The sequence below is a fragment of the Candidatus Cloacimonadota bacterium genome (genome assembly GCA_011372345.1).
Lineage (GTDB): Bacteria > Cloacimonadota > Cloacimonadia > Cloacimonadales > TCS61 > DRTC01.
On record DRTC01000563.1, the window covers coordinates 1 to 6,683 of the forward strand.

Sequence of the window (6,683 nt, forward strand, 5' to 3'; positions counted from 1 at the left end):
GTTAAATAGATACATTTGAAATCCTGAAGAATTGAATATTAATAACCATAGATGGAATCTATGGAACATAAAAAAAACTCACCCCCAGCCCCCTCTCTTTAAGGAAAGAGAGGGGAGTAATAAATCCGGCAATTGCCGGATTGAATGTAAAAGACTAAAGATTGAATCCCCTTTATTATTCAACTCTTTCAGAGTTTTCCTCAATACTCAACAGCAGCTCCACCCTTTTCCTGATCTTCTCATTATCGGGAAATTTTGCTAAAACTTTTCTATAATAATACAAAGAATTTGTCTTATCTCTATTCAGATAATAAATATAACCGATCAATTCATACGCATCATATAATTGTTCATTCGGAGTTATCCTCAAAAATAAGGGAATCGATTTTAATAGATTCCTCACCTGTGCAGGTTCTCTTTTTTCAGTTATCAGAAGTATCCTGATCAAATTCGGAATGTAATGATAGGGCAGGCTTTGTAAGGTTAGATAATTGTATTTTTTTAATTCCCGATAACTTTTTTCAGATCTATTATTCGAATAATATGAATATAAAATCCTGGAATTCACGAACAAAGTTCTATTTTGAAATTGCCATTGATCTACCGCTTTTTTCGAGTATTCGGAAGCAGTAGAAAAGAGATTGGAATTTTCCATAAATAAAGCCTTTTTCAGGTAAACACCGGATAGATATCTTGCCCTTGAAATATAAACAGAAATTAATAAAAGTATGATCAAAACAGGAATTGAATAAGATCGATTTGCCTTGAACCTGATCTTAAATCGATTATCGGGAAAATGCTCTCGATATTTGGCATAAATTGTTCCCAATAAAAAAGCGGTATAAAAAAGATAAGTCGGATGATGAAAGGGATAATTGAAAAAAGAATCTATGATCAAACCTGTAATTCCGGTTAATGATGCCAGATAAAATATCATGTTTTTATCATTCAGATGCAGTAATTTTATCAGAAAGAAATAAATTAAAAGAAAAATCATCAAGATCAGGATAAAGCCCACAATTCCGGTTTCAATAATGAATTGCAGAGAATCGTTATGTGTTCCGCCAAGAAAGAATCTGGGCATGAACCACTGATCATCGATCTTGCTCTTATGATAAAACGGATATACAGCATCGAAACTTCCGAGACCGATACCTGAAAGCGGATGGTCTTTGACGATCTCAAAACTGTTCTGCCATTTGGAAAGCCTGATCGCTACAGGTTTGTTAAATGCTTTTGTTTCGTGAGCAGTTAATTTTTCCTTTCCCTGAAAGAAATCGAGTGTGGATTTGAGCGAAAGATTTTCATCTTGAGGTGCAGGTAAATATGTTCTGATATGAACGATCAGAAATGTAAGGAGAATTCCCGGAATAAGGAAAAACAGGCTCGATCTGTGGAATTTCCTGAAAGAATTTTTTCTAATATCCTTGAAAAATAGTATAATTCCAACAAAAAAAACAAATGATAAAAAAACTCCCATCCAGGAACTTTTTGTGGTGGAAGCGATCAGGTAGGATAAAGTAATCGCAAAACAGAAGGTTTGGATCAGTCTCTTTTTTTTGGAATTGGAAAATAATATGCTGAAAAAAATAAAGGGAAAGAACAGCACTACTAAAGGAGTTGCCAGATTTTTATTCACAAAAGTCGATGCCGGAGAAGATACTTGAGCAAAGAGATCACTCAAAATTCCATAATACTGAAATAATCCCAATAACGAAACTGAAGATATAATGATGACGAAAATTCTGATAATATTCCGGAGATTCACTTTCTTCCCATAAAAAGAGAAGAAAACCAGCAGTATGATGAATGAGAGCAGGTTAATAAATTCATCGATAGAGTTCGCTTTGTCGATAGCGATCACTGTTGTGAACAGTAACCAGATAAAAAGTATTAAAATAAGTAAATGAAAAAATGAGAATTCGAAAATTATTGATTTTTTCTTTTTACGAAGAAATATCAGCAAAGATAAAGGCAAAATTACAGCAGTGAGATTTAACAAAATCCATCTTGGTCCATCTGAAGGATTTGCCATGTTCTTGCAAAAGAGGAAGGAGAAAAGGAAGAATAGAATATAAATTAGGAGATTTAGATAATTTAGATTACTTTTTTCCATTGATTAGAAATTTGCCAAATTTCATCACGAAAGCCTTCGGGAGGCAAATTTTCAGAACTGTTATTTCTCAAAAAGCTTGGTTATTCCTTTTGCGAGAAGTAATCCAAAAAGGATACTGGGAAACATTTCCGGTTTACTGCTGATCACAAATTCATGCACAAATCCCAAAATTCCTATTCCGATTATGGGAACTGCATCTAAAATTTTTCTGGAAGCCATTTCTTCTCCTTTTATTACCCGCGAAACACACGAAAAAATACGAAAATAACCTTGAAAAAGTTTAAAAGTAAAAATCTTCCTGCAAAACTTTTTCAATGGTTTTCAATACTACATCACTACCTCTTCTTGTTAACTTCATTTCAATCAATCCAACCGTTGAAAAGGTCAAGTGAAAGAATCCACTAGCAGAGACCGTTTTCAAGGTTTTGTCTCCCAACACGACCGGACAAAATCTCTAACAGCTTGCTGATGGCAAGTTTTATTTTCCAAGCCAAATTAATTTCTCACAGAATACAATTCTGTGCTACTGCATCAGGATCATCTTTTTAATGGAAACAGATTTGCTTGTATTCAGTTTATAAAAATATACTCCGGAGGAAACATTCTTTCCGGTTCTGTCCTTTCCATTCCATGTTATTAAATGAAAACCTGCATCAACTACATTATCAATAAGCTTATTGATCAATTGTCCTTTGGCATTATAAATACTGACCTGAACTTTCTCCTGCTGATCAATAAAGTAGCTGATCTTTGTCTCGCAAATGAATGGATTTGGATAATTCCCGATCAAAATGGAATTATCAGGAATGGAATATTGATCTTCGATTATTGATGTCTCTGAATTTGAAGTTCCGGGAGACGGCTCGGCAAAGTATGACCATTCTTCAAATCCATCTGATGTTCTGCCAAAAGAAACATCCGGCTGTTGTTCCGCAAAACAGATACTATCTATCAAAGTAATCGTATCATGGTCATACAAAAGAATGTATTCACCATCAGCACTCAATTTGAAATTCGTATGCAGCTCGCCCTGTTCCGTATCATCATCAGCCCAGATGAGAAGATGTCCGTCAGCAGGAATAGAAATAGCGGGAAATTCCCATTTATCGGGTTCTTCCGGATCATCGGTCAGATACATCCCGGTTAGGTCAAGATCATAATCGTTTCCATTATATAATTCCAACCAATCATCAAACTCTTCATATTCATCAGCGATACACGATTCATTGGAAGCCATAAATTCATTGATGAACAATTCTTCGATAGTAATATAATAATTAGGATTCAAAGGAGTTGTCTCCGGGAAAAACTGCCAGTTCTTTCCGCCATCGGGCAGCCTGCCGAACGAAACATCCGTTTGCTGCTGATCATAAACATATTTATCAGCAGGAATAACTCCATCCAGGCAATATAAACCGATAGTTTCACCATCCGTATCCAAGCAGAAGTTAGTATGTTTATTTCCCTGTTCAGGATTATTATCAGCCCAGAATAGCTCATATCCATTGCCCGGGATCACGATATTGTTCAGTTTCCATTTATCAGGAATGGAAGGATCATCAGAAAGGAAAAATCCATTCAGATTAACCGGAAAATCATTATCATTATAGATCTCTATCCAATCTTCATTTTCATTAAATTCATCCTGAATATCAGTCACATTATTTGCTAGAAATTCATTGATATAAAGTCCTGAAATCCTGTTGGGAATATTAAATTCGAGCAATTGTTCATTAATACTTTCGATCCTGGTTTGCAGAAAAGATTTGATCCCGAAGATATATGAATTTCCATAAGGAATATCTTCCAGAATACTCTGTTCAAATTCCTCGTTTGTGAACATCTTCAAGGTATCGGCATAAACAGCAGGTCTGATCATATTGACCAGACTATCGATACGGGAGAATAACAGCTCTTCCTGGAAAACATTATCCATCAGGTATTGATAATCACTCAAATAGATCTGGCGATACTCTTCAACCTGGAACATACGATTCACCAGAGGTCTTTCCAAAGGCATGGCAGATTCCCAGAACACAGGCAGATATGGTAATTGAGATTGCGGATAAAGAAAAGGTTTATATGTTCCCAATGCAAAATTAAAATCCCAGGGAATATGAACGAACTTGCCTGTATCTTCGCGGTGATAAATATAATAATTATGACCTTTATCGATGTAACTGTCCAAATTCACAAAGAAATTATTGATAGCTGAGAAAAACAGGAAATTCCGAATATGGAAAATCCTTTCTAATTCTGTGGGAAATACTTCGAGAGGAGTGTTGTTAATTTTATCGATTAGATAAACAAGGTCGGACCAGTCCGGTTCTTCCTCGTTAGTTTTCAGACAATACCTGTCAAAATAAGCATTTTCATTATCTCCATACCAGACAAGGTCACCTTCAGGATCTCCCTTGAATAGATTTCCGCCCTCATTATTACCAAAATTCTTATCGATGAATTTCATATTGACCTGTTCAACATTATTATATAAACCCCAATAAATACCGTTAAGATAAACTTTCACAAAACTTGTACGGGGACCAGGTATAAATTCGTTGATATGATCGCAGAGCAACTTTTCTCTTAAGAAACTCGGATCCTTAAAAGCATTTTTCAAATTAAGTTTATTAACTCCATAAAAATCCTGATCTTCCGTAAAAGCATCAAATTTGACCTTCATGGATTTCTTCTGGGAAGGATAACTCATGGAAGTATTACCTGTCAGCTTGACTCCAACCATCTCGCAAATCTCACCATTGAATTCGAGATCAGCTTTCAGGTATGCTCCCGAACCATTATTATAATTCTGTTCAAGCGTATCCCAGAAATTATCGTGTTCGAATGTAAAGTGGAATTCCAGAACCTGGGTGTCATCAAAAAGAACATCGGAATCATGAGCAGCATTGATCGTAAAAAAGAAACTTGTTAAAATTAATATTAAAATCACTCTAATGATCACTCTAAAATTTGTGATATTTATCATTTTTCCCCCTCAACCTCAGTCGTTATAAATGCAATGTTCATACCATTATTCCCCCGGAAAAGACAGGATTAAAGGATTCATAAGTATCTTTATGACCGCATCTTATTAAGTTTGACCTTTGCTTTGTAATTCCGCTGAATAATTTACTCATTAATATTGGGACAGAAAAGGGACAGAAAACCAGATAATGACTCAGTAAAACAAGATGCAGAGTTGGGGCATATCGTCATACGCACTTGCAAGTTGTGGATTGAGTAATTCTCCTAAATCGCTTTTATTTCCCTCCGGTAGCTGCCGGAGGGATTATGAGGATTTTTTGAGATTTAAGGGAGAGGAAAAAATCGTAGCTTGGATTTAACTCCAACGGAGTTCAATATTAATAACCGGAGGTGTGAACATCAGGAACATGATCACAGATAAGATACAACTCCGCAGGAGTTGAATAAAAATTGATTTAGGGTAGTTGTTCAATCCGGCAGCTGCCGGATTGAGATCAAGAAATATTCCTTTCCCGTAGATTTCATCTATGGCTATTAACATTAAATCCTTTCAGGATTTGAAGAGGAACAGAAAAGAAACTCCGAAGGAGTTGAATATTAATAGCCGGATGTGTGAACCTCCGGAACATGATCACAGATAAGATACAACTCCGCAGGAGTTGATTAAAAATTGATTTAGGGTAGTTGTTCAATCCGGCAGCTGCCGGATTGAGATCAAGAGATATTCCTTTCCCGTAGATTTCATCTACTGCTATTAACATTAAATCCTTTCAGGATTTGAAGAGGAACAGAAAAGAAACTCCGAAGGAGTTGAATATTAATAGCCGGATGTGTAAACATCCGGAACATGATCACAGATAAGATACAACTCCGAAGGAGTTGAATATAAAACGCTGATCAAAGAAAGAATTCCCACGCAGGAGCGTGGGAATAAGTATAAAAAAACTTGCCATCCGGCAATTGACGGATGGCAAGTTTCGTTTAACCTTTCACAGAATGCAATTCTGTGCTACTTTCTCCTGACTTTTGAATCTACTTCTCTTAAGATCAGAGTCGGAACACATTCTCTCACTGCAGTAACATAATAGAACATCTTTGTGTCGGAAGGTTCGTCATAACTTTCTGTTAGAGATGTTTCCGGTATTACTCCGCTGAAATCATAAGGATCGGAAGATATGTAGATGTTATAGTAATCGACAGTGATCGGATATGTCCAATTTAACTCGATATTACCAGCATTTTCCTGGATGGTCAGGTCATCGATTGTCGGAAGAAGATTCCAGGTGATAGCGTCGGGACCCCAGATATTATTACCTTCATCCAATTCTGAAATATCTTCCTCTGTATCAACCTGAACATAAGAATCCCATGATTCGGCAATATCATTGATTATATCGAATTGAACCATGACAAAATCTCCAGCAGGAATACCGAAATCTATCCATCCATATTGATCTCCAACATCATAAGGGAGAGGAGGAGCACCTAGATCATAATAAAGATCAAGATAGAATCCGGAGCCGGGAGGAATATCGGCAGTTCCATTATTATAAACTGTGATTTCAACATTTATCTCATCGCA

Annotated in this window: 4 protein-coding genes; all 4 read right to left on the bottom strand. The window is 36.1% G+C overall.

Annotation, left to right across the window (positions count from 1 at the left end):
* Positions 1-175: 175 nt before the first annotated feature.
* The gene (locus ENL20_10760; protein HHE39035.1) at positions 176-2,116 is read right to left on the bottom strand and encodes an O-antigen ligase domain-containing protein; all 1,941 of its coding nucleotides are present in this window, start codon (positions 2,114-2,116) and stop codon (positions 176-178) included.
* Between the two features lie 523 nt (positions 2,117-2,639).
* Positions 2,640-5,102, bottom strand: coding sequence for a T9SS type A sorting domain-containing protein (locus ENL20_10765; GenBank protein HHE39036.1), 2,463 nt, complete (start codon positions 5,100-5,102; stop codon positions 2,640-2,642).
* 354 nt (positions 5,103-5,456) lie between these two features.
* On the bottom strand, positions 5,457-5,642 hold the full coding sequence (locus ENL20_10770; GenBank protein ID HHE39037.1) for a hypothetical protein: 186 nt from the start codon (positions 5,640-5,642) through the stop codon (positions 5,457-5,459).
* A complete protein-coding gene (locus ENL20_10775) occupies positions 5,623-5,862 on the bottom strand; it encodes a hypothetical protein (protein ID HHE39038.1) in 240 nt (79 codons plus the stop codon). Before ENL20_10775 ends, ENL20_10770 begins: the two co-directional genes overlap by 20 nt.
* Positions 5,863-6,683: the final 821 nt, after the last annotated feature.

Bases quoted from the DNA above. Each gene is read 5' to 3' on its own strand.
- ENL20_10760 (HHE39035.1), bottom strand. From the start codon at position 2,116: ATGGAAAAAAGTAATCTAAATTATCTAAATCTCCTAATTTATATTCTA.
- ENL20_10765 (HHE39036.1), bottom strand. From the start codon at position 5,102: ATGATAAATATCACAAATTTTAGAGTGATCATTAGAGTGATTTTAATA.
- ENL20_10775 (HHE39038.1), bottom strand. From the start codon at position 5,862: ATGTTAATAGCAGTAGATGAAATCTACGGGAAAGGAATATCTCTTGAT.
- ENL20_10770 (HHE39037.1), bottom strand. From the start codon at position 5,642: ATGTTAATAGCCATAGATGAAATCTACGGGAAAGGAATATTTCTTGAT.